The organism is Streptomyces sp. NPDC102402, from assembly GCF_044765765.1.
Lineage (GTDB): Bacteria > Actinomycetota > Actinomycetes > Streptomycetales > Streptomycetaceae > Streptomyces.
Window position 1 is genome coordinate 224,896 of sequence record NZ_JBIWKR010000008.1, and the last position, 19,711, is coordinate 244,606.

20 protein-coding genes are annotated in these 19,711 nt (G+C 71.0%); 15 read left to right on the forward strand and 5 right to left on the reverse strand.

Translation table 11 applies throughout. The features are described 5' to 3' along the window. Positions 1-31 precede the first annotated feature (31 nt). The 3 genes from ACIRJR_RS23760 to ACIRJR_RS23770 all read right to left on the reverse strand — a co-directional run bounded on the left by ACIRJR_RS23760 (position 32) and on the right by ACIRJR_RS23770 (position 2,783). Positions 32-1,015, reverse strand: coding sequence for a heme A synthase (locus ACIRJR_RS23760; protein ID WP_403784009.1), 984 nt, complete (start codon positions 1,013-1,015; stop codon positions 32-34). A 77-nt stretch (positions 1,016-1,092) separates the two neighbouring features. Continuing rightward, a complete protein-coding gene (locus ACIRJR_RS23765) occupies positions 1,093-1,860 on the reverse strand; it encodes an ABC transporter permease (protein ID WP_393387686.1) in 768 nt (255 codons plus the stop codon). Further along, complete coding sequence (locus ACIRJR_RS23770; protein WP_403784011.1) at positions 1,857-2,783, reverse strand: ABC transporter ATP-binding protein; 927 nt, start codon at positions 2,781-2,783, stop codon at positions 1,857-1,859. The genes ACIRJR_RS23765 and ACIRJR_RS23770 overlap by 4 nt, the downstream gene beginning before the upstream one ends. Before the next feature lie 233 nt (positions 2,784-3,016). On the opposite strand from ACIRJR_RS23770, the gene ACIRJR_RS23775 reads away from it, so the two are divergent. From ACIRJR_RS23775 to ACIRJR_RS23815, 9 genes are all read left to right on the forward strand, one after another. Further along, a complete protein-coding gene (locus ACIRJR_RS23775) occupies positions 3,017-3,766 on the forward strand; it encodes a helix-turn-helix transcriptional regulator (RefSeq protein ID WP_403784013.1) in 750 nt (249 codons plus the stop codon). After that, on the forward strand, positions 3,763-5,184 hold the full coding sequence (sufB, locus tag ACIRJR_RS23780; RefSeq protein ID WP_031094525.1) for a Fe-S cluster assembly protein SufB: 1,422 nt from the start codon (positions 3,763-3,765) through the stop codon (positions 5,182-5,184). The genes ACIRJR_RS23775 and sufB overlap by 4 nt, the downstream gene beginning before the upstream one ends. A gap of 60 nt (positions 5,185-5,244) precedes the next feature. Continuing rightward, the gene (gene sufD / locus ACIRJR_RS23785; RefSeq protein WP_403784015.1) at positions 5,245-6,426 is read left to right on the forward strand and encodes a Fe-S cluster assembly protein SufD; all 1,182 of its coding nucleotides are present in this window, start codon (positions 5,245-5,247) and stop codon (positions 6,424-6,426) included. Between the two features lies 1 nt (position 6,427). Next, positions 6,428-6,745, forward strand: a complete 318-nt coding sequence (locus ACIRJR_RS23790) for a bifunctional 3-phenylpropionate/cinnamic acid dioxygenase ferredoxin subunit (protein ID WP_014156911.1) — start codon at positions 6,428-6,430, stop codon at positions 6,743-6,745. A 7-nt stretch (positions 6,746-6,752) separates the two neighbouring features. Further along, entirely contained in the window at positions 6,753-7,517 is a 765-nt protein-coding gene (gene sufC, locus ACIRJR_RS23795) for a Fe-S cluster assembly ATPase SufC (RefSeq protein WP_099176101.1), read from the forward strand. Next, positions 7,514-8,782 carry a cysteine desulfurase gene (locus ACIRJR_RS23800; RefSeq protein ID WP_403784017.1) on the forward strand — a complete coding sequence of 423 codons (1,269 nt, stop codon included), beginning with the start codon at positions 7,514-7,516 and terminating at the stop codon, positions 8,780-8,782. Before sufC ends, ACIRJR_RS23800 begins: the two co-directional genes overlap by 4 nt. A 17-nt stretch (positions 8,783-8,799) precedes the next feature. Then, on the forward strand, positions 8,800-9,255 hold the full coding sequence (sufU, locus tag ACIRJR_RS23805; protein WP_104789963.1) for a Fe-S cluster assembly sulfur transfer protein SufU: 456 nt from the start codon (positions 8,800-8,802) through the stop codon (positions 9,253-9,255). Further along, positions 9,252-9,590 carry a metal-sulfur cluster assembly factor gene (locus ACIRJR_RS23810; RefSeq protein WP_145802444.1) on the forward strand — a complete coding sequence of 113 codons (339 nt, stop codon included), beginning with the start codon at positions 9,252-9,254 and terminating at the stop codon, positions 9,588-9,590. The genes sufU and ACIRJR_RS23810 overlap by 4 nt, the downstream gene beginning before the upstream one ends. A gap of 139 nt (positions 9,591-9,729) precedes the next feature. After that, on the forward strand, positions 9,730-11,124 hold the full coding sequence (locus ACIRJR_RS23815) for a hypothetical protein (RefSeq protein WP_403784020.1): 1,395 nt from the start codon (positions 9,730-9,732) through the stop codon (positions 11,122-11,124). 112 nt (positions 11,125-11,236) lie between these two features. Here ACIRJR_RS23815 and ACIRJR_RS23820 read toward each other — a convergent pair whose 3' ends face one another. Beyond that, entirely contained in the window at positions 11,237-12,382 is a 1,146-nt protein-coding gene (locus tag ACIRJR_RS23820; protein WP_403784022.1) for a hypothetical protein, read from the reverse strand. A gap of 157 nt (positions 12,383-12,539) precedes the next feature. Between ACIRJR_RS23820 and ACIRJR_RS23825 the strand changes: the two genes are divergently transcribed. From ACIRJR_RS23825 to dapD, 3 genes are all read left to right on the forward strand, one after another. Next, positions 12,540-12,860 (forward strand): DMT family transporter, encoded by a 321-nt coding sequence (locus ACIRJR_RS23825; RefSeq protein ID WP_386860127.1) that lies wholly within the window; start codon positions 12,540-12,542, stop codon positions 12,858-12,860. Next, a complete protein-coding gene (locus ACIRJR_RS23830; RefSeq protein WP_403784024.1) occupies positions 12,860-13,408 on the forward strand; it encodes a TetR/AcrR family transcriptional regulator in 549 nt (182 codons plus the stop codon). Before ACIRJR_RS23825 ends, ACIRJR_RS23830 begins: the two co-directional genes overlap by 1 nt. Positions 13,409-13,554: 146 nt before the next feature. After that, entirely contained in the window at positions 13,555-14,553 is a 999-nt protein-coding gene (gene dapD, locus ACIRJR_RS23835) for a 2,3,4,5-tetrahydropyridine-2,6-dicarboxylate N-succinyltransferase (protein ID WP_403784026.1), read from the forward strand. On the opposite strand, the gene dapA is transcribed toward dapD, so the two are convergent. Further along, positions 14,550-15,437: a 4-hydroxy-tetrahydrodipicolinate synthase gene (gene dapA, locus ACIRJR_RS23840; RefSeq protein WP_403784028.1), complete on the reverse strand. Its 888-nt coding sequence runs from the start codon at positions 15,435-15,437 to the stop codon at positions 14,550-14,552. The two genes, dapD and dapA, sit on opposite strands and share 4 nt — an antisense overlap. A gap of 139 nt (positions 15,438-15,576) precedes the next feature. On the opposite strand from dapA, the gene ACIRJR_RS23845 reads away from it, so the two are divergent. The 3 genes from ACIRJR_RS23845 to ACIRJR_RS23855 all read left to right on the forward strand — a co-directional run bounded on the left by ACIRJR_RS23845 (position 15,577) and on the right by ACIRJR_RS23855 (position 19,710). Then, the gene (locus ACIRJR_RS23845; protein ID WP_403784030.1) at positions 15,577-16,215 is read left to right on the forward strand and encodes a DUF4232 domain-containing protein; all 639 of its coding nucleotides are present in this window, start codon (positions 15,577-15,579) and stop codon (positions 16,213-16,215) included. A gap of 362 nt (positions 16,216-16,577) precedes the next feature. Next, positions 16,578-18,050 carry a hypothetical protein gene (locus ACIRJR_RS23850; RefSeq protein WP_403784032.1) on the forward strand — a complete coding sequence of 491 codons (1,473 nt, stop codon included), beginning with the start codon at positions 16,578-16,580 and terminating at the stop codon, positions 18,048-18,050. A gap of 187 nt (positions 18,051-18,237) precedes the next feature. Further along, on the forward strand, positions 18,238-19,710 hold the full coding sequence (locus ACIRJR_RS23855) for an alkaline phosphatase PhoX (protein ID WP_403784272.1): 1,473 nt from the start codon (positions 18,238-18,240) through the stop codon (positions 19,708-19,710). The last annotated feature ends 1 nt before the right edge of the window (position 19,711 follow it).

The following is a 19,711-nucleotide window of genomic DNA, read 5'->3' on the forward strand; positions in this document are numbered from 1 at the left end:
GGCGGGGTCACCGCCCGGCAGGGGGACCGGCTCAGCCGGCCGCCGTCACGGGCTCGGGCAGTCCGGCCGCCTGGCCGGGCACCGGGCCCGTGCCGACGGCCGGGCGCTCGCGCATCGACAGCAGCAGGCGCAGCACCGAGATCCACATCAGGGACGAGCCCAGCATGTGGAGGCCGACCAGGATCTCCGGTACGTCGTTGAAGTACTGGACGTAGCCGATGAAGCCCTGCGCGAGCAGCACGACCAGCAGGTCACGGGCGCGCGCCCGGGTGTCGGCCGGCGCGTCGACGACGCGCAGGGCGAACCACATCGCGACGGCCAGGGCGCAGACCACCCAGGCGGCGATCGCGTGCACGTGGGCGGCGGCGCTCCAGTCCCACGGCATCCGCGGCACGTCGCTGCTGTCGCCGGCGTGCTTGCCGGAGCCGGTCACGGTGGTGCCGAGCGCGATCAGGACGACCGAGGTGGCGACCACGGCCCAGGACAGCTGCCGCACCGGCTTCGGGGCGCGAGGGCGCGGGGCGCCCTCACCCTCGCCGATCCGTACCCAGGTGACGACGGTCACCGTGAGCAGGCAGTTGGCCAGCAGGAAGTGCCCGGCCACCGACCACGGGTTCAGGCCGGCCCAGACCGTGATCCCGCCGATGACGGCGTTCCCCATCACGAGCCAGAACTGCGACCAGGCCAGGCGGGTCAGTCCGCGCCGCCGGGGCTTCAGGGAGCGCGCCGCGATGATCGCCCAGCCGACCGCGGCCGACAGGACGTAGGTGAGCATCCGGTTGCCGAACTCGATCGCGCCGTGCAGTCCCTGCTCGGGCGTCGCGAAGAGGCTGTCGTCGGTGCACTTGGGCCAGGTGTCGCAGCCCAGGCCGGAACCGGTCAGCCGGACCGCGCCGCCGGTGATGATGATGAACACGCTCATCACCACCGCGGTGAGTGCGGCGCGCTTGGCCGTCCTCACCGACGGAGTCCAGCGCTTGGCGATGTAGGAGATGGGGGTTTCCACGCGCACCATCGTAAGGAACGGCTTGTGCATGTTTTCACGAGGGGTGGCATTCGGGATGGGCCGGACATCCGTGTGGCCCCGCCCACTCACTCCCAGCGGAAGAAGCGGGCCGCCGCGCCCAGCCCCAGGACCGCCCAGACGGCCAGGACCGCCGCGTCGCCCCAGGGCATCGCCGCGCCGTGCTGGAGGACGTCCCTGAGTCCGTCGGAGAGCGCCGAGATCGGCAGCAGGCCCAGCACGGACTGCGCCGCGTCCGGGAACTTGTCCAGCGGCACGATGACGCCGCCGCCGACCAGCAGCAGCAGGAAGACCAGGTTGGCCGCGGCCAGCGTCGCCTCCGCCTTCAGCGTCCCCGCCATCAGCAGCCCCAGCCCGGAGAAGGCCACGGTGCCCAGCACCAGGAGCAGCAGCACGGCGAACGGGTTCCCCTCGGGCGACCAGCCCAGGGCGAAGGCGATCACCGTCAGCAGGACGATCTGCAGGACCTCCGTGACCAGCACCGAGAGGGTCTTCGCCGTCATCAGGCCCCAGCGGGGCAGGGGAGAGGCCCCCAGCCGCTTGAGTACCCCGTAGCGCCGTTCGAAGCCGGTCGCGATGGCCTGGCCGGTGAAGGCCGTCGACATCACCGCGAGCGCCAGGACGCCGGGCGCCAGGAAGTCGACCGGCTCACCCGCGCCGGTGTCGACGATGTCGACCGCGCTGAACAGCACGAGCAGCAGCGTGGGGATGACCACCGTGAGCAGCAGCTGCTCGCCGTTGCGCAGGAGCATCCGCGTCTCCAGCGCGGCCTGCGCGGCGATCATGCGGGGCAGCGGGGCGGCGCCGGGGCGCGGGGTGTACGTACCGGCGCTCATGCGCGCAGCTCCTTGCCGGTCAGTTCCAGGAAGACGTCCTCGAGGGTGTGGCGCTCCACGGCGATGCCGTCCGGCATCACGCCGTGCTGGGCGCACCAGGAGGTGACGGTCGCGAGCAGCTCCGGGTCGATCTGCCCCGTGATGCGGTAGGCGCCGGTGGTGAGCTCCGCCGCCCCGCTGCCGTCGGGCAGCGCCTTCAGCAGCGAGCCGAGGTCCAGGCCCGGGCGGCCGGTGAAGCGCAGGGTGTTCTCGGCGCCCCCGCGGCACAGCTGCTCCGGGCTGCCCTGGGCGATGACCCGGCCCGCGTCGATGACGGCGACGTCGTCGGCGAGCTTCTCGGCCTCGTCCATGAAGTGTGTCGTGAGGACGACCGACGCCCCGTCGGCGCGCAGCTCCCGGATCAGGTCCCAGGTCGAGCGGCGCGCCTGTGGGTCGAGGCCCGCCGTCGGCTCGTCCAGGAAGACCAGCTCGGGGCGGCCGACGACGGCCATGGCCAGCGCGAGGCGCTGCTGCTGGCCGCCGGAGAGGCGGCGGTAGGCGGTACGGCCGCAGCTGCCGAGGCCGAGGCGTTCGACGAGGGCGTCGACGTCCAGCGGATGGGCGTGGAGCCTGGCCATGTGGCGCAGCATCTCGTCGGCGCGGGCGCCCGGGTAGACGCCCCCGGACTGGAGCATCACGCCGATGCGGGGGCGGAGCGCGGCGGCGTCCGCGACCGGGTCGAGACCGAGGACCCGTACGGTCCCGCCGTCCGGGCGGCGGTATCCCTCGCAGGTCTCGATCGTGGTGGTCTTGCCGGCGCCGTTGGGCCCCAGGACCGCGGTCACCGCGCCCGCCGCGACCTCCAGGTCGAGGCCGTCGACCGCGGTCTTCGTGCCGTACCGCTTGACAAGGCCCCTGGCCTGTACGACGGGCTCGCTGCTCATGGCGGGCAAGTCTAGGCGGGCGGGTCAGGGGTCCGGCGCGCCGGGTTCCCCCGCCTTCTCGGAGCGTTCCCGGCGGTCCGGCCGCGGTCCGGCCCGGACGGCGCCCACCTGCGGCGGCCTGGGTGATCGTCCGTTTTCGCAGGTCAACTTAGGTTTGCCTAAGTGATGAAGGGCACCGTGCCCGGTCCTGGGGCGGGTTGTCACGCCCGGAGGAATTACGCAACAATGGCGTTGTGAAATACGTGGGCGAGGCTCCTCAGGAGGAACTCGCGACCGGTGAGCGTTCGACGCGCAACCGGGTCGCGCGCTCCATCCTGGACCACGGCCCGTCCACCGTCGCCGACCTCGCCAAGCGCGTCGGCCTCACCCAGGCCGCCGTGCGCAGGCATCTGGACGCCCTCGTCTCGGACGCCGTGGTCGAGGCCCGCGAACAGCGGGTGTACGGGGCGCGGACCCGTGGCCGCCCGGCCAAGGTGTTCGCCCTCACCGACTGCGGACGGGACGCGTTCGACCAGTCCTACGACAAGCTGGCCGCCGACGCTCTGCGCTGGATCGCCGACACGGCGGGGGACGAGGCGCTCGTCGCCTTCGCCCGCGCCAGGATGGCCGCCCAGTCCGAGACGTACCGCGCGGTGATCGAGGCCGCGGACCCCGAGGCGCGCACCGAGGCCTTGGCCAAGGCCTTGTCGGCCGACGGGTACGCTGCTACGGCGCGCAGCGCGCCGGGCCCCCAGCAGGGCGAACAGCTCTGCCAGCACCACTGCCCGGTCGCACACGTCGCCGAACAGTTCCCGCAGCTGTGCGAGGCGGAGACGGAATTCTTCTCCAGCCTGCTCGGGACCCATGTGCAGCGTCTCGCCACCCTCGCCCACGGCGACGGGGTGTGCACGACGTTCGTCCCGCGCAGCAGCCCCACAGCACCACAGCCTTCACAGACCACTCATTCAGCATCTGCAAGTACGGCCGGGAGGAACCCCGCATGACGCTCCCCACGGAGACTGCCCACCCTGAGCTCGATGGCCTGGGCACGTACGAATTCGGCTGGGCCGACTCCGACGCGGCAGGCGCGGCGGCGAAGCGCGGCCTGTCCGAAGCTGTCGTCCGCGACATCTCGGAGAAGAAGAACGAGCCGGAGTGGATGCTCAAGCTCCGGCTCAAGGGCCTGAAGCTGTTCGGCAAGAAGCCCATGCCGAACTGGGGCTCCGACCTGTCGGGCATCGACTTCGACAACATCAAGTACTTCGTGCGGTCCACGGAGAAGCAGGCGGAGTCCTGGGAGGACCTGCCCGAGGACATCAAGAACACGTACGACAAGCTCGGTATCCCCGAGGCGGAGAAGCAGCGCCTCGTCGCCGGCGTCGCCGCGCAGTACGAGTCCGAGGTCGTCTACCACCAGATCAACGAGGAGCTGGAGGCGCAGGGTGTCATCTTCATGGACACCGACACCGCGCTGAAGGAGCACCCGGAGCTCTTCAAGGAGTACTTCGGCACCGTCATCCCCGTCGGTGACAACAAGTTCGCCTCGCTGAACTCCGCCGTGTGGTCCGGCGGCTCCTTCATCTACGTGCCGAAGGGCGTGCACGTCGAGATCCCGCTCCAGGCCTACTTCCGTATCAACACGGAGAACATGGGCCAGTTCGAGCGGACGCTGATCATCGTCGACGAGGACGCCTACGTCCACTACGTCGAGGGCTGCACCGCGCCGATCTACTCCTCGGACTCGCTGCACTCCGCGGTCGTCGAGATCATCGTGAAGAAGGGCGGCCGCTGCCGCTACACGACCATCCAGAACTGGTCGAACAACGTCTACAACCTGGTCACCAAGCGCGCCGTGGCGTACGAGGGCGCGACCATGGAGTGGGTCGACGGCAACATCGGCTCCAAGGTCACCATGAAGTACCCGGCCGTCTACCTGATGGGCGAGCACGCCAAGGGCGAGACCCTGTCCATCGCCTTCGCGGGCGAGGGCCAGCACCAGGACGCCGGCGCCAAGATGGTCCACATGGCACCCAACACCTCCTCCAACATCGTCTCCAAGTCGGTGGCGCGAGGCGGTGGCCGCACCTCCTACCGCGGTCTCATCGAGATCGGTGAGGGTGCGCCGGGCGCCAAGTCCAACGTGCTGTGCGACGCGCTGCTCGTGGACACCATCTCCCGCTCCGACACCTATCCGTACGTCGACGTCCGCGAGGACGACGTGTCGATGGGTCACGAGGCGACCGTCTCCAAGGTCTCCGAGGACCAGCTCTTCTACCTCATGAGCCGCGGCATGACCGAGTTCGAGGCCATGGCGATGATCGTGCGCGGCTTCGTCGAGCCGATCGCCAAGGAGCTGCCCATGGAGTACGCCCTGGAGCTCAACCGGCTGATCGAGCTGCAGATGGAGGGCTCGGTCGGCTAGCACGCCCGCCGACCGCGTCCGCAAGAGTTCTTGACTGAGAAAGCGAGCACTACGACAGCCATGGCTGAGGCTCAGAACATTCCGGCGGGCTCCACCACCGCCGGGTCCATCGCGGTGGCTGCCGAGTCCACCGTCGCCACGCGCATGAGCGCACCCCCGTCCTTCGACGTCGCGGACTTCCCGGTCCCGCACGGACGCGAGGAGGAGTGGCGGTTCACGCCGCTGGAGCGGCTGCGCGGCCTGCACGACGGCACCGCCGTCGCCACCGGTGACGGTGTCAAGGTCGTCGTGGACGCGCCCGAGGGCGTCACGGTCGAGACCGTCGGCCGCGACGACGCGCGGCTCGGCAGGGCGGGCACCCCGGTGGACCGGGTCGCCGCCCAGGCGTACTCGTCCTTCCGGCAGGCCTCGGTCGTCACGGTCGCCAAGGAGGCCGTGCTCACCGAGCCGGTCCGGATCACCGTGCACGGCGAGGGCGGGGTGGCCTACGGCCACCAGGTCATCGAGCTGGAAGCCTTCGCCGAGGCCGTCGTCGTCATCGACCACACCGGCGATGCCGTGCTCGCGGCCAACGTCGAGTACGTCATCGGCGACGGCGCGAAGCTGACCGTCGTCTCCGTCCAGGACTGGGACGACACGGCGGTCCACGTCGGCCAGCACAACGCGCTGGTCGGCCGGGACGCCACCTTCAAGTCGATCATCGTGACGTTCGGCGGGGACCTCGTCCGTCTCCACCCGCGCGTCGCCTACGCCGCTCCGGGCGGCGAGGCGGAGCTCTTCGGCCTGTACTTCACCGACAAGGGCCAGCACCAGGAGCACCGTCTCCTGGTCGACCACAACACCCCGCACTGCAAGTCCAACGCGGTGTACAAGGGTGCGCTCCAGGGCGACGACGCCCACGCCGTGTGGATCGGCGACGTGCTCATCCAGGCCGCCGCCGAGGGCACCGACACCTACGAGATGAACCGCAACCTGGTCCTCACCGACGGTGCCCGGGTCGACTCCGTGCCCAACCTGGAGATCGAGACCGGCGAGATCGTCGGCGCCGGCCACGCCTCGGCGACCGGCCGCTTCGACGACGAGCAGCTGTTCTACCTGCAGTCCCGCGGCATCCCCGCCGAGGAGGCCCGCAGGCTCGTCGTGCGCGGCTTCTTCGCCGAGCTGGTCCAGCAGATCGGCCTGCCGGACGTCGAGGACAGGCTCCTCGACAAGATCGAGGCCGAGCTGAAGGCGTCGGTCTGAGATGGCCTTCGTCAAAGCCTGTGCGCTGAGCGAGCTGGAGGACGACACCCCCAAGAGGGTGGAGCTCGACGGCACGCCGGTATCCGTCGTCCGCACCGAGGGCGAGGTGTTCGCGATCAACGACATCTGCTCGCACGCGAACGTCTCGCTGTCCGAGGGCGAGGTGGAGGACTGCGCGATCGAGTGCTGGCTGCACGGATCGAGCTTCGACCTCCGCACCGGCAAGCCGTCCGGTCTTCCCGCGACGCGCCCCGTCCCCGTATACCCCGTAAAGATCGAAGGGGACGATGTGCTCGTCTCCGTCACCCAGGAGTCCTGAGTCACCCATGGCAACGCTTGAAATCCGCGACCTGCACGTCTCCGTCGAGGCCGACAACGCCACGAAGGAGATCCTCAAGGGCGTCGACCTGACCGTGAAGCAGGGCGAGACCCACGCCATCATGGGCCCGAACGGGTCCGGCAAGTCCACCCTCGCCTACTCGCTCGCGGGTCACCCCAAGTACACGATCACGAGTGGCACGGTGACCCTGGACGGCGAGGACGTCCTGGAGATGTCCGTCGACGAGCGGGCCCGCGCCGGCCTGTTCCTCGCCATGCAGTACCCGGTCGAGATCCCCGGCGTCTCGGTCTCCAACTTCCTGCGCACCTCCGCCACCGCCGTCCGCGGCGAGGCCCCCAAGCTGCGGACGTGGGTGAAGGAGGTCAAGGAGACGATGGCCCAGCTCCAGATGGACCCGGCCTTCGCCGAGCGCAACGTCAACGAGGGCTTCTCCGGTGGTGAGAAGAAGCGCCACGAGATCCTTCAGCTGGAGCTCCTCAAGCCGAAGATCGCCATCCTCGACGAGACCGACTCCGGTCTGGACGTCGACGCGCTGAAGACGGTCTCCGAGGGCGTCAACCGCGTGCGCGAGACCGGCGAGGTCGGCACCCTGCTGATCACGCACTACACGCGCATCCTCAAGTACATCAAGCCCGACTACGTGCACGTCTTCGCCAACGGCCGGATCGCCGCCTCCGGTGGTGCCGAGCTGGCCGACCAGCTGGAGAACGAGGGCTACGAGGCCTACACGAAGGGTGGCGCTTCCGCGTGACTGACGCCCGACAGGGGCTCTCCGGCCTCCTCGACACCGAGGCGATCCGCAAGGACTTCCCGATCCTGGACCGCACGGTCCACGACGGCAAGAAGATCGTGTACCTGGACAGCGCGGCGACCTCGCAGAAGCCGCGCCAGGTGCTCGACGCTCTCAGTGAGTACTACGAGCGGCACAACGCCAACGTCCACCGCGGTGTGTACACCATCGCGGAGGAGGCCACCGCGCTGTACGAAGGCGCTCGCGACAAGGTCGCGGCCTTCATCAACGCTCCCAGCCGCAACGAGGTGATCTTCACCAAGAACGCCTCGGAGTCGCTCAACCTCGTCGCGAACATGCTCGGCTGGGCGGATGAGCCCTATCGGGTGGACAGTGACACCGAGATCGTCACCACGGAGATGGAGCACCACTCCAACATCGTGCCGTGGCAGCTGCTCTCGCAGCGGACCGGTGCGAAGCTGAAGTGGTTCGGCATCACGGACGACGGCCGCCTCGACCTGTCGAACATCGACGAGATCATCACCGAGAAGACGAAGATCGTCTCCTTCACGCTGGTCTCCAACATCATGGGCACCCACAACCCGGTCGAGCAGATCGTCCGGCGTGCCCAGCAGGTCGGTGCGCTGGTCTGCATCGACGCCTCGCAGGCGGCCCCGCACATGGTGCTCGACGTGCAGGCGCTGCAGGCCGACTTCGTGGCCTTCACCGGCCACAAGATGGTCGGCCCCACGGGCATCGGCGTGCTCTGGGGACGGCAGGAGCTCCTCGAGGACCTGCCGCCGTTCCTCGGCGGCGGCGAGATGATCGAGACCGTGTCGATGCACTCCTCGACGTACGCCCCCGCGCCGCACAAGTTCGAGGCGGGCACGCCTCCGATCGCGCAGGCGGTCGGCCTCGGCGCGGCCGTGGACTACCTCTCCGCGATCGGCATGGAGAACATCCACCGCCACGAGCAGGTCATCACCGAGTACGCGGTGAGGCGGCTCCTCGAGGTCCCCGACCTCCGGATCATCGGCCCGGCGACGGCCGAGAACCGCGGTGCGACGATCTCCTTCACGCTCGGCGACATCCACCCCCACGACGTGGGGCAGGTGCTCGACGAGCAGGGCATCGCCGTCCGGGTCGGACACCACTGCGCGCGACCGGTCTGCCTGCGGTACGGAATTCCTGCGACGACGCGAGCGTCGTTCTATCTGTACTCCACGCCCGCCGAGGTCGACGCGCTGGTGGACGGGCTCGAGCACGTGCGGAACTTTTTCGGTTAGAGGCAGAGGGTTGACTGGTGAAGCTTGATTCCATGTACCAGGAAGTGATCCTGGACCACTACAAGCACCCCCACGGGCGTGGCCTGCGGGACGGCGACGCCGAGGTGCACCACGTCAACCCGACGTGCGGCGACGAGATCACGCTCCGCGTGAAATACGACGGCGACACCATCGCCGACGTCAGTTACGAGGGCCAGGGCTGCTCCATCAGCCAGGCCAGCGCCTCCGTCCTCAACGAGCTGCTGGTCGGCAAGCAGCTCGGCGAGGCGCAGAAGATCCAGGAGACCTTCCTGGAACTGATGCAGTCCAAGGGTCAGCTGGAGCCGGACGACGCGATGGAGGAGGTGCTGGAGGACGCGGTCGCGTTCGCCGGCGTCTCCAAGTACCCGGCCCGGGTCAAGTGCGCGCTGCTCAGCTGGATGGCGTGGAAGGACGCGACGGCGCAGGCGCTGTCCGAAGGGAAGACGGCATGAGCGAGAACGAGACTCTTACCACCAAGCCGGCCTCCGAGGAGGAGGTCCGCGAGGCGCTGTACGACGTGGTCGACCCCGAGCTGGGGATCGATGTCGTCAATCTGGGCCTGATCTACGGCATCCACATCGACGACGCGAACATCGCGACGCTCGACATGACGCTGACGTCCGCGGCCTGTCCGCTGACCGATGTCATCGAGGACCAGGCGAAGTCCGCCACCGACGGCATCGTCAGCGAGCTGCGGATCAACTGGGTCTGGATGCCGCCGTGGGGCCCGGACAAGATCACCGACGACGGCCGCGAGCAGCTTCGCGCGCTCGGCTTCAACGTCTGATCCACGACGTCACGGACGGCCCCCGGCACACGCCGGGGGCCGTCGTGCGTTGTTCGTCCGCCGTATCCACACCGTGCGCCCGCCGTTGGTGCCGGGGCCGGAGCCTGCTCCTCGACACCACGCCGACGAGAGGCACGCAGTGCTGCACCAGCTTTCAGTACAGAACCGCCGGGGGGCCGCAGTCGCGGCCGGAATCCTCACGCTGGCCGCCCTGGGGAGCAACGCCCCGGCGCACGCGGCGAGTTACGGGACGCCGACGATCAGCCTGTCGGCCGCCTACCTCTCCGGCGCCGTCGGCGCGACGGGTGACCCCGTGGTGAACGTGACCGTCGCACAGAGCGGCGCCGACGTCTCCGCCCTCACGGTGGCCGCCTCCGCCAGCTCGAAGTCCTCCGTCGCCGGCACCTCCGACGTGACGGTCACGGGGACCGGGGCCACCCGCAGGCTCTCCGTCGCCGCGCACGCCCGCGGGTACACCGACCTCACGATCAAGGTCACCGGGCTCGGCGGCAAGACCGCCACCAAGAAGCTGTACTACGCCGCCTCGGCGGCCGTGCAGAACTCCTCCGACACCCGCTACGTGACGGGTTCCTCGGACGCCTCGGCGGCCGTCGACGTCGGGGGCGGCTACGCGGTGGTGGCCGATGACGAGTCCAACGTCCTGCGGCTGTACGACCTCGCGGTCTCGGGTGCGCCCGTGCGGACCTGGGACGTCGCCTCGAAGCTCGGGGTGAGCAAGGAGATCGACATCGAGGGCGCGGCCCGGGTCGGGAACACCATCTACTGGACCGGCTCGCTCGGCAACAACAAGGACGGCGAGTACAAGGCCGACCGCAACACCGTCTTCACCACGACGGTGTCGGGCTCCGGTGCCTCGACCCAGCTGACCGTCGGCCGGAAGTACGGGAAGCTGCGTGACGACCTGGTCGCCTGGGACGAGGACAACGACGACCGCTACGGCTTCGCCGAGGGCACCGAGGACGGCCAGGCGCCCAAGCAGATCGACGGATTCAACGTGGAGGGGCTGGAGTTCGCCCCCGGCTCGACGAGCACCGCGTACATCGGCTTCCGCGCGCCCCTCGTGCCGCCGGAGGCGGGCGGCAAGGCGCTCATCGTGCCCGTGACCAACTTCGACAAGGTCCTGAGCAGCGGGACGAAGGCCGCCTTCGGCACGCCGGTCGAGCTGGACCTCGGCGGGCTGGCCCTCCGGGACATCCGGAAGAACGCCGCGAACCAGTACCTGATCGTGGCCGGTTCCTGGGAGGCCGACGACAACTCCGACCCGTACGCCCTGTACAGCTGGGACGGCGTCGCCGGGCACGCCCCGGTGAAGCGGGCCTCGCTGCCCACCACCGACCCGGGCGGCTGGGAGGCCGTCGTCTCGGTGCCGGACCTCACGGCCTCGGGGACGCGCGCCCAGGTGATCACGGACGCGGGTGCGGCCGACCTGTACGGCGACGGCACGGAGGCGAAGGACCTGGACCACGCCGAGTGGAAGAAGTCCCGCGCGACCTGGTTCACCGTGGGCGGCTGACCGTGACCTCCCCCGCACGTGCGGGCAGGGGAGCGTGAAGGGCCCGCCACCTCTCCCCGCGCGGAACCCCGGCCCCTGCGCGCACGTGCGCGCAGGGGCCGGGGCGCGGGTGTCAGCGGTGCATGCCCCCGTACGGAGGCATGCCGTACGGGGGCACACCCCCTGCGGGGACACCGGCGGCCTCGGCCAGTACCGGGGCCAGGTCCTCCGTCCGGATGCGCCGGTCGACGTAGAGCAGGCCGGTCACCAGCTGCGGGAACGTCGTCGAGATGATCTGGCTCACCAGCTGGCCCAGCAGGGTCGCGACCAGGTAGCCGCTCATCGCGACCACCACGGCCGCGGAGCTCGGGTCCTCGTCCAGGGACCCGCTCCCCATCATGCCGGGAAACACGCCCAGCACCGAGAACGGGATCTGGATGACGTAGCCGGCCACACCCGCCATCACCCCGGCCAGCAGGGTGATGCCGAAGATCCGCCACCAGTCCCCGCGCACCAGCTGGGACGAGCGGCGCAGTGCGGCGATCGGCCCCCGGCCCTCGAAGACCACGGCCGCCGGTGCGAGGCAGATCTTGATCCAGAGCCAGACCGCCAGCGGTCCGGTGATCAGCACTCCGACGACGCCGAGCGTCACGGCGACGGCTCCGTTGCCGCCCGTGGCGACGAGGCTGATGACCACGCCGACGAAGGCGGCCATGAGGAGCAGCACCGGCACGATCGCGACCAGCGCCGTGAGGATCAGCGTGCCGATCACCGGGGCGACGCGGGACCACGCCCTGCGCCACACCGTCGCGACGGCGACGGGCCTGCCCAGGACCGCTTCCTGCAGTACGACCGGGACCACCGCGTACATCAGGCCGGAGACGACTGCCATGGTGGCGATGCCCAGCAGGGCGAGGACGCAGCCCGCGATCACGAGCGGGGCGACGTCCGAGGACGAGGCGCTCTCGCCGTGGTCGAGGGAGACCACCCGCTCCAGACGGTCGGAGACGGCGGAGTAGGCGATGGCCACCGCCGCGGTCATCAGGAGCGCGGCGCCGCCGTAGAGGGCGGCGGCCAGTCCGAACAGCTGCTTCCAGTACCTGCCCATCGTCGAGAACGCCCCGCCCAGCACGTCCCCCAGCCTCAGCGGGGCGAGCGGTATCACCCCCGGCCGCGGCGGCGGCACCCAGCCTCCCCACCCCGGAGGCCCCCCGTAAGGGCTTCCGCCGTACGCCGCGCCCCCGTAGGCGCCCCCGCCCCACCCTGCGTCCTGCGCCACTACCGCTCCGTTGTTCGCGTCGTCCGGTTGTCATCCGGTCCTACCGGTGCGGACACCGTAGCGCCCCGGACCTCACCGGAATCCCGTCCCGGCCGGTCACGGAAGGGTTCCGACGTGTTGTGTACAGGCGTACGCAACGTTGTGTACGCTTGTACACATGGGATACGGATTGCTGGCCGCGGCCATCGCGGCGGAGGTGGCCGGGACGACGGCCATGAAGTACAGCGAGGGGTTCACCCGGCTCTGGCCCTCGCTCGTCACCGTCGTGGGCTACGTCGTGGCCTTCGCACTGCTCGCCCAGACCCTCAAGACGCTCTCGGTCGGCACCGCCTACGCCATCTGGGCCGGTGCGGGCACCGCGGCCGTCGCCGCCATCGGGATCCTCTGGATGGGCGAGTCCGCCAACCTCGCCAAGCTGGCCGGCATCGCGCTGGTCATCGCCGGGGTCGTGGTCCTCAATCTCGGAGGTGCCCACTGATGGTCCGGCGGTACGACCCCGAGCGGCGCGAGCGCATCATCGACGCGGCGATCCGCGTCGTCGCGGACCGGGGCATCGGGGGGCTCAGTCACCGCACCGTGGCCGCCGAGGCCGATGTCCCGCTCGGCTCGACCACCTACCACTTCGCCTCGCTGGACGAGCTGCTCGTCGCCGCGCTGCGCCGCTGCAACGAGCGCTTCGCCCGGGTGGTGCGGGAGAGCCCGCACTTCGACGATCCCTCGGTCCCGCTCGCCGACGAGCTGACCCGGCTGCTGGGGGAGTGGTTCGCGAGGGGGCGCGGGCCGCTGGCGCTGGAGTACGAGCTGTACCTCGCGGCCCTGCGGCGGCCCGCGCTCCAGCCGGTCGCCGCCGAGTGGGCCGACACCCTGGCCGTGCTGATCGCCCACCGCACCGACCGGGCCACCGCCCGTGCGCTGGCCGCGCTGCTGGACGGCATCAGCCTTCAGGTGCTGCTCTCCGGGGCCGAGTTCGACCCGGAGTACACCAGGGAGATGCTGGCCAGGGTCGCCGGCGGGGCGGACCGCTGAGCCCGGCCCCTCCTGCCGGCCGGCGCCCGCCGTGTGGAAACGCCCCGCGACGGCCGGAGGCGCGCACGGGACCCTCCAGGACCGGACACGCTCCGGCAACTGAGACCGGTTCGCCCGCGCGGGCCTCGGCCGGTTAGGTTCTGTGCATGACCGACACGACTTCCCAGGGCTCCGCCCGCACCACCGGCGCCGTCGCCGCCGGCCTCGCCACCATCGCCGGTGACGGCACCGTCCTCGACACCTGGTTCCCCGCCCCCGAGCTCACCGCCGAGCCCGGACCGGCCGGTACGCAGCGCCTGAGCGCCGACGAGGCGGTGAACCGCCTCGGTGAGGGTGCGGCCAGGGCCATCGGTGTGGACGCCCGCCGCGGTGTGGAGGTCGTCGCCGTGTCCACGGTCATCTCCTCGCTCGATGACAAGCCGCTCGACGCGCACGACACCTACCTGCGGCTGCACCTGCTCTCGCACCGCCTGGTCAAGCCCCACGGGCAGAACCTCGACGGCATCTTCGGCTTCCTCGCCAACGTCGCCTGGACCTCGCTCGGCCCGGTGGCCGTCGACGACCTGGAGGAGGTGCGGCTCAACGCCCGCGCCGAGGGCCTGCACCTCCAGGTCACCTCCGTGGACAAGTTCCCCCGGATGACGGACTACGTCGCACCCAAGGGCGTACGCATCGCCGACGCCGACCGGGTCCGGCTCGGCGCGCACCTGGCCTCCGGCACGACCGTGATGCACGAGGGCTTCGTCAACTTCAACGCCGGCACCCTCGGCACCTCCATGGTCGAGGGCCGCATCTCCGCCGGCGTGGTCATCGGCGACGGGTCGGACATCGGCGGCGGCGCGTCGACCATGGGCACGCTGTCGGGCGGCGGCAAGGAACGCATCGCCATCGGACAGCGCTGCCTCATCGGCGCCGAGGCGGGCATCGGGATCGCGCTCGGCGACGAGTGCGTCGTCGAGGCCGGGCTCTACGTCACGGCGGGCACCCGGGTCACCATGCCGGACGGACAGGTCGTCAAGGCCCGGGAGCTCTCCGGGGCCTCGAACATCCTCTTCCGCCGCAACTCGGTCTCCGGCGCCGTCGAGGCCCGCCCGAACAACGCGGTGTGGGACGGGCTCAACGACGTACTGCACAGCAACGACTAGCCGGTAGCGGCGAGGAGTTCCTCGTACAGCCCACGCAGCCCGTCGACCGCCTCGCGGCCGGCGGGCTGCAGCGGTTCCCGGACCGGCCCCGCGTCCAGCAGTGCCTTCGCGGTGACCGTGCCGGGCAGGCCGGAGGACATCATCGCCTCCACCAGACCGGCGGTGAGCCCGTTGAGACGGGCGGCCTCCGCCGTGTCACCGGTGTCGAACGCGTCCAGCACGGCCCGCATCTGACGCGGCGCCGCGTTGGCGACCGTACTGACGTAGCCGGTCCCGCCGAGGGCGTACAGGGGCAGGTTCAGCTCCTCGCAGCCCGAGTAGTAGGCCAGCGAGGTCCGCGCCATCACCTTGGTGGCGGCGAGCAGGTCGTAGGAACAGTCCTTGACCGCCAGGACGCGCGGGTGCTCCGCCAGGCGGAGCATCGTCGCCGGTTCGATCCTCGTGCCGGTGCGGCCCGGGATGTCGTACAGCATCAGACCGAGGCCCGTCGCCTCCGCGACCCGCAGGAAGTGCGCCTCCACCGCCGCCTGCGGGGGACGGCTGTAGTAAGGGGTCACCACCAGCAGGCCGTTGGCGCCCGCCTCCTCGGCCTCCCGCGCCAGCCGGACCGTGTGGCGGGTGTCGGAGGAACCCACTCCCGCGACGAGCGGGACCGAACCGCCGACCGCCTCCCGGACGGCCCGCAGCAGCGCGGTCTTCTCCTCGTCCGTCGTGGTCGGCGACTCTCCGGTGGTCCCGCTGAGCACCAGGCCGTCACAGCCGTCCCCGACGAGAGAGGCGGCGTGGCGGCGCGCGGCGTCGAGGTCCAGTTCACCGTCGGCGGTGAAGGGGGTGATCATGGCGCAGAGGGCGCGGCCGAAGGGCCCGGCCGTGTGGGATGTCATCTCCGCAGTCTCGGCGCCCCGTGCGCACCGGTCCACTTAGATCTGCTTGGGGTGAGTGCCAAGAGACGCTGAACGGTGGCCCCGCCGTCTGGCATGATCGAACGGATCGGCGACGTACGTTCCAGGGGGGCCGGACCGCATGCGAGTACGCAGGACGATCCCGGCTGCCGTGACCACGGCGGCCGTACTGGCTCTCTCGGGCTGTTCAGGATTCCTGGTCCCCGCGGGGGAGGGCGAGCCGGCGCCGAGTGCCACCGCCGAGGCGATGCCGTCGGCTTCCGTACCCGCCCCCGGCCCCGCGGCCACGGCGGACGCGCCCGCCCAGGGCGCTCCCACCTCCGCGTCGCCGACGGACACCACGTGTCCCGCGTCGGGTGCGGCCGTGGACATGGGCCCCGTGCAGACGGCGATGTTCCACCGCGCCGTCACGCTCACACTCACCAACTGCGGGAAACGGCCCTACCGCGTCCACGGCTACCCGTCGGTCCGGGCACTGGGCGACGACGGCGAGCGCATCCCCGTCCCGGTGAACGCGGGCGGGTCGATGTTCGGCAACGACGAGGGGCCCGAAGAGATCGTGCTGAAGCCCGGCGGGAGTGTCTCCTCGACGCTGGCCTGGGTCTCCACCAAGGAGGGCGGCGACCTCATCGAGGGGGACGCCCTGGAGATCGCCGCCGCCCCGGACACCGGTGCGCGGGTCTTTCCTCTGGAGGGCCACGACGTGCGCCTGATGGACGAGTTGAACACGACGGCCTGGCGGGTGCCGAAGGCGGGGTGAACGGTCTCGCCCCCCGGCGCGCTCCACCTGTGAGGGTGGTGGGCACCGCTCGGGTGCGCCCGGAGACGATCCCGCCATGCCCTGCGCGCACTTCGACTCCGCTGCCGGAAGGGCCCGTTCCGGCGCCGGCCTCGTCAAGGCCGGTACTCCGGCGCGGTGGCACCGCGTCCGGAAGCACCCCGGCCTGACGAGCAGCACCGTGCGCCGCCGGACGTCCGCGCTCCGCGCCGGGGCGGGTGAGCGGTGGAACCGGGCGGCAGGGGACGAATTGCGTCTACGCTTGGGCGGTGGCCGCGAACCCGTGCGTACCGGGACGGCGGCCCTGGACACAGCCCGCGCAACGCCCCGAGGAGAACCCCCTGATGTCCGCAGAGCGCCCCTCCCTGCCGCCGGTGCGGCTGCACACCGAGGCCGAGCTGGCACGGGACGCGCTGGCCGCTCCGCTGCTCGCCCGTGCCGCCCGACTCGCCCGCTGGGCGGGGCCCGACACCCGGGTGGGCGCCGGCGGCGAACTCGTCGACGCGCAGCTGCCCGGGGCCGCACGGCATCTGGGGCTCGCGGACGACGAGGACGGCGCCGCCTCCGCCAGCGAGGCATGGCGCCTCGCCGTCGACACGGGGCTCGTCGACGTCGAGGACCCGCAGGACGTGGAGGAGTCCGAGGACCACGACGCGGAGGGCACCGTCACCGCCGGCGAGAACCTGGCCCTGCTGACCTCGGGTTCCCCCGCGGACGTCCTCGCGATCTGGCTCGACGGCCTGGACGCCGTGCACGCGGATGCCACCGCCCCGGCCTTCGACGACTTCGCCGACCTCATCATGGAGGACGGCAGCGTCGACTTCGACGCCCTGGACTGGGACCCGGAGGAGGAGGCCGAATTCCTCGACGGGGTGCTCGGCAACCTCTACCTGCTGACCCTCGCGGAGGCCGGCCCCGCCGACGGTTTCGTCCCGCTGCCCGCGCTCGCCGCGTCCGTGGTGGTGCCCGAGGACATGGACGAGCCCACCGACGACGTCCTGGAGCTCGTGTCGGAGGCCATGATGCGGCTCGACGACCAGTTCCAGGTGCTGGAACCCATCGGGATCATCGAGTACCGGCCGGTCGACGAGGCGTTGCTGACCGAGGAGGGCGAGGAAGCGACGCCCCCGGCGGACGACGAGGACATCACCCGGTACGGCATGGTGAGGCTGACGCCGCTCGGCCTCCACGGCATCCGGGAGCGGATGCTGGAGGCCGGTGTGGACGCGCCCGCCGTCGGTGACCTCTCCGACAAGGGCGCCGACGTCCTGCTCGACGGGATCGCCCACTACCCCGAGGACGCCGCCCGCACCGAGGTCGGCCTGTGGCTCGGCCGGCGCGGGGCGGACGGGGCGGCGACAGCCGCCGCGGAACTCCTCGCCGCGGCTCGCGGCGCCGACCGGCGGGCCCCGCTGCGCCGGCTCCACTGCCAGCAGGCCCTCGCCCTGGTCGGGCCGGAGGCCGAGCCCGCGGTACGCGCGGTGCTCGGTGACCCCGAACTCGGAGGGCTGGCACGGGTCTGGCTCGCGGAGCGCGGCGCCGCGGACGTTCCTGCCCCGCCGGAGTCGATGGTCTTCTGGCTCGCCGTGGACACCATCGCCGCGCAGCTGGACGCCGACGGCGATCTGGACGAGCTCCAGGAACTGGTCGAGGGGCTCTCCGGCCAGCACACCGGCTTCTTCGACGAGGCATGGCGGGTGGAGCACCCGGCGACCGCCGAGGTGCTGGAGACCGTGGGGCGGCTGCACCGGGACCGGAGGATCGCGAAGGCCGCCCGTAAGGCCGCCTTCAAGGCCCGCTCCCGTACGAAGAGCTGAGCGGCGGAACCCTTTTCGGCCAGTCGGGCGGGCCGGGACCGTGCGGGGTGTCCTGGTTCGTCACCGAACAGCCCACGGTTTGGCGAGAGGGCTCACTCCACGTCGTGCGCCGTTCAACTCCTGTTGGTGCGGGGGAGGGAGCGTGATCGCGCCAACCCACCCGGCCACGCACCACCAGGAGCTCCCGATGTCGATCAGCCGCAGGGAATTCAGCAGACAGTCCGCCCTCACCGGTGCCGGTATAGCCCTGACCGGCGCCGTCGGCGCCCTGGCCACGGCCCCCGGAGCACTGGCGGCCGAGGACGCGCGGCACGGTCACGGGGACGGGCACGGCGACCACGACCACGACCACGGGCACGGCAAGGAGCTGGGCTACGGCCCGCTGCTCCCCGACCCGGAGGGCATCCTCGCGCTGCCGGCCGGGTTCTCCTACCGCGTCATCACCCACAGCGGTGTGACCAAGCTGGAGACGGGCGAGCCCACCCCCTCCAACCACGACGGCACCGCCGCCTTCGAGGGCGCCCGCGGTGTCACCCTCCTCGTCAACAACCACGAGCTGAGCGGCGTCCGGGCCGGCTGGGAGCACCCCGTACCGCTCACCGAGGGCCTCGTCTACGACCCGGTCGCGGCCGGCGGCTGCACGGTCGTCGAGACCCGTCGTGACGGCCGTACCGCCGAGTGGGTCGGCATCGCCGGCACCTCCACCAACTGCGCGGGCGGCAGCACCGCGTGGGGCACCTGGCTCACCTGCGAGGAGACCGAGGACAAGGCCGGCAAGAACGGTCTCCTCAAGGACCACGGCTACGTCTTCGAGGTCGACCCGTACGACAAGCGGGCCAACCGCGACCCGCGCCCGATCAAGGCGTTCGGCCGGTACGCCCACGAGGCCGTCGTCATCGACCCGAAGCAGGGCCACGCCTACCTGACCGAGGACGCCTCGGGCCCCAACGGCCTGCTCTACCGCTGGGTCCCGCCGCACGGATTCCGGCACGGCCGCGGCAGGCTGCGCACCCTCGCCGACGACGCCGGTGTCCTCCAGGCCACCAGGTGCTTCGACAGGAACGGCGCGTTCGTCGACGACCTGTCCCGTGCCACCGAGGTCGGCACCGTCTACGGCGTGGACTGGGTGGACGTGCCCGACCGGGACGCGAGGACCGTCTCCGTGCGCAAGCAGTTCACCGACGGCCAGGTCACCCGTGCCCGCAAGCTCGAGGGCATGTGGTGGGGCGACGGCGGTGCCTACATCGTCTCCTCGTTCGCCCGTGACGAGAGCCCCGTCGCCCATGACGGCCAGGTCTGGTTCTACGACCCGAAGCGCCGCACGCTGACCCTGAAGGTGCTCCTCGGCGTCAACGCCGATCCGTCCGTGGACGGCGCCTTCGACGGCCCGGACAACATCACCGTCTCGCCCTACGGCGGTCTGGTCATCGCGGAGGACGGCGAGGGCATCCAGCACCTCTTCGGTGCCACGGACAGCGGCCGCACCTACCCGATCGCGCGCAACGAGCTGAACGGCGGCACGGAGGAGGACCCCTCCTACAGCGAGTTCACCGGCGTCACCTTCTCCCCGGACGGGAAGACGCTGTTCGCCAACATCCAGACACCGGGCATCATGCTCGCCATCACCGGGCCCTGGAAGCGCCAGTCCGACAAGCGCTGAC

Excerpts from the sequence above, each read along its gene's own strand:
- dapD (WP_403784026.1), top strand. The coding sequence starts at position 13,555 with ATGACCGACACGACTTCCCAGGGCTCCGCCCGCACCACCGGCGCCGTC.
- ACIRJR_RS23770 (WP_403784011.1), bottom strand. The coding sequence starts at position 2,783 with ATGAGCAGCGAGCCCGTCGTACAGGCCAGGGGCCTTGTCAAGCGGTAC.
- ACIRJR_RS23825 (WP_386860127.1), top strand. The coding sequence starts at position 12,540 with ATGGGATACGGATTGCTGGCCGCGGCCATCGCGGCGGAGGTGGCCGGG.
- dapA (WP_403784028.1), bottom strand. The coding sequence starts at position 15,437 with ATGACATCCCACACGGCCGGGCCCTTCGGCCGCGCCCTCTGCGCCATG.
- ACIRJR_RS23760 (WP_403784009.1), bottom strand. The coding sequence starts at position 1,015 with ATGGTGCGCGTGGAAACCCCCATCTCCTACATCGCCAAGCGCTGGACT.
- sufB (WP_031094525.1), top strand. The coding sequence starts at position 3,763 with ATGACGCTCCCCACGGAGACTGCCCACCCTGAGCTCGATGGCCTGGGC.
- ACIRJR_RS23850 (WP_403784032.1), top strand. The coding sequence starts at position 16,578 with ATGTCCGCAGAGCGCCCCTCCCTGCCGCCGGTGCGGCTGCACACCGAG.
- sufD (WP_403784015.1), top strand. The coding sequence starts at position 5,245 with ATGGCTGAGGCTCAGAACATTCCGGCGGGCTCCACCACCGCCGGGTCC.
- ACIRJR_RS23830 (WP_403784024.1), top strand. The coding sequence starts at position 12,860 with ATGGTCCGGCGGTACGACCCCGAGCGGCGCGAGCGCATCATCGACGCG.
- sufC (WP_099176101.1), top strand. The coding sequence starts at position 6,753 with ATGGCAACGCTTGAAATCCGCGACCTGCACGTCTCCGTCGAGGCCGAC.
- ACIRJR_RS23790 (WP_014156911.1), top strand. The coding sequence starts at position 6,428 with ATGGCCTTCGTCAAAGCCTGTGCGCTGAGCGAGCTGGAGGACGACACC.
- ACIRJR_RS23845 (WP_403784030.1), top strand. The coding sequence starts at position 15,577 with ATGCGAGTACGCAGGACGATCCCGGCTGCCGTGACCACGGCGGCCGTA.
- ACIRJR_RS23765 (WP_393387686.1), bottom strand. The coding sequence starts at position 1,860 with ATGAGCGCCGGTACGTACACCCCGCGCCCCGGCGCCGCCCCGCTGCCC.
- ACIRJR_RS23855 (WP_403784272.1), top strand. The coding sequence starts at position 18,238 with ATGTCGATCAGCCGCAGGGAATTCAGCAGACAGTCCGCCCTCACCGGT.
- ACIRJR_RS23810 (WP_145802444.1), top strand. The coding sequence starts at position 9,252 with ATGAGCGAGAACGAGACTCTTACCACCAAGCCGGCCTCCGAGGAGGAG.